A 1,657-nucleotide genomic window follows, 5' to 3' on the forward strand; every position below is an offset into this window, starting at 1 on the left:
CGCGCTCGGCCATCCACTCCGCGACGATCGCGTCGCGGCCGGTCGCGCGGATCCCGAACGGGTAGTGCCACACGGCGCCCGCGGACCACAGCGCGGCGATGTCGTCCGGCTCGTACGACTGCCACGCGGCCACGTACGCGTCGAGCCACCGCTGCACCTCCGGGCGTCCGATGGCGCGCTCGGACCTCGTGGTCGGGTGGTGCCAGGCGGGCTCGTCGAGGAGGGAGGTCATCATGCGAGCCTAGGCGCGGGCGCATCCGGACCCTGGCCCCGACCCGGCGCCGTCACCACCAGAAGGGCGGCTGGGTCACGTAGGGGCTCTCGAGACGGGCGACCTCGTCGTCGGTGAGCTCCAGGTCGAGCGCGGCGACGGCGTCGGTGAGGTGGTGGGGCTTGGTGGCCCCGATCACCGGGGCGGCGACCGTCGGGTTCCGCAGCACCCAGGCGAGGGCGACGCGGGCCATGGGCACGTCGCGCTCGGCGGCGACCCGCTCGACCGCGTCGATGACCGGGCCGTCCGCGTCGGCGTCGAACGCCCGCGCGACGGCGTCCGTCTCCGCGCGGGCGGTGGTGGTGCCGCGCGGCCGGGTCAGCCGGCCCTTGCCGTTGGGGGAGTAGGGGGTGAGGCCGACGCCGGTGTCGGCGCACAGGGGGATCATCTCGCGCTCCTCCTCGCGCTTGATGAGGTTGTACTGGTCCTGCATCGCCGCGAAGCCGGTCCAGCCGTGGACGGCCGCGGCGCGCTGGAGCTTCGCGAACTGCCATGCGTGCATGGACGACGCGCCGAGGTACCGGACCTTGCCCGCGCGGACCACGTCGTCGAGCGCCTGCATCGTCTCCTCGACGGGGGTCTCCGGGTCGAAGCGGTGCAGGTGGTAGACGTCGATGTGGTCGGTGCCGAGCCGGCGGAGGGACGCGTCGACCTGCTCGAGGATCGCGGCCCGGGACAGGCCGGATCCGCCCGGCCCGTCATGCATCCTCCCCGAGACCTTGGTGGCGAGGACGATGTCCTCGCGCCGGGTGAAGCGGCGGATGGCGCGGCCGACGTACTCCTCGCTGGTGCCCTGCTGGTAGACGTTCGCGGTGTCCCAGAACGTGATGCCGAGCTCGACCGCCTGGCGGAAGAAGGGCGCCGACGCCTCCTCGTCCATGGTCCAGGAGTGCATGCCGCGGGCGGGGTCGCCGTAGGTCATGCAGCCGAGCGCGAGACGGCTCACCTCCAGGCCGGTGGTGCCGAGACGGGTGTGCTCCATGGTGGTGATCCTCCTCGATCGGCACCAGGCTACGGCGTGGCGGTCGACTCGACCACGGTGCGGGGCCGCTGGCCGCCGCGGCGCCTCCGCCCGTCCTCGTCCGCGACGACGTCACCGCCGAGGTCGATGCCGGATCCCGGTGGTGCGCATCCACTACTGACATCGCGGCGGGGAAGATGAGTAGCGCCGCCGGTTCACGGCGCGTGGCCTGCGCGCTACCTTCGACCTGTGCGCCGCTCCTTCGGGTGGAGCGCGACACATGTCGGCTCGAGCTGCGGGTAACAGCTCGCCGGCGGCCCGGCCCCGTCACCGGGGTCGGGCGCACCTCCTCCCGGGGCTCCCGGCGCGCGCCCGTCCCGCCTGCTGCGCGCGCCTCCGGCCCGGCCCGCGTGGCAGGGCCGCGC

General features: G+C 74.1%; 2 protein-coding genes. Both read right to left on the reverse strand.

From position 1 onward, the window contains the following. A partial coding sequence (locus Q6969_RS15475) for a nuclear transport factor 2 family protein (protein WP_317231239.1) occupies positions 1–232 on the reverse strand: 232 nt, incomplete at its 3' end. Between the two features lie 52 nt (positions 233–284). After that, positions 285–1,253: an aldo/keto reductase gene (locus Q6969_RS15480; protein ID WP_317231240.1), complete on the reverse strand. Its 969-nt coding sequence runs from the start codon at positions 1,251–1,253 to the stop codon at positions 285–287. Positions 1,254–1,657 lie beyond the last annotated feature (404 nt).

Source organism: Clavibacter sp. MX14-G9D (assembly GCF_032917815.1).
Lineage (GTDB): Bacteria > Actinomycetota > Actinomycetes > Actinomycetales > Microbacteriaceae > Clavibacter > Clavibacter michiganensis_K.

Coding starts and splice junctions, on each gene's coding strand:
- Q6969_RS15480 (WP_317231240.1), bottom strand. CDS start 1,253: ATGGAGCACACCCGTCTCGGCACCACCGGCCTGGAGGTGAGCCGTCTC.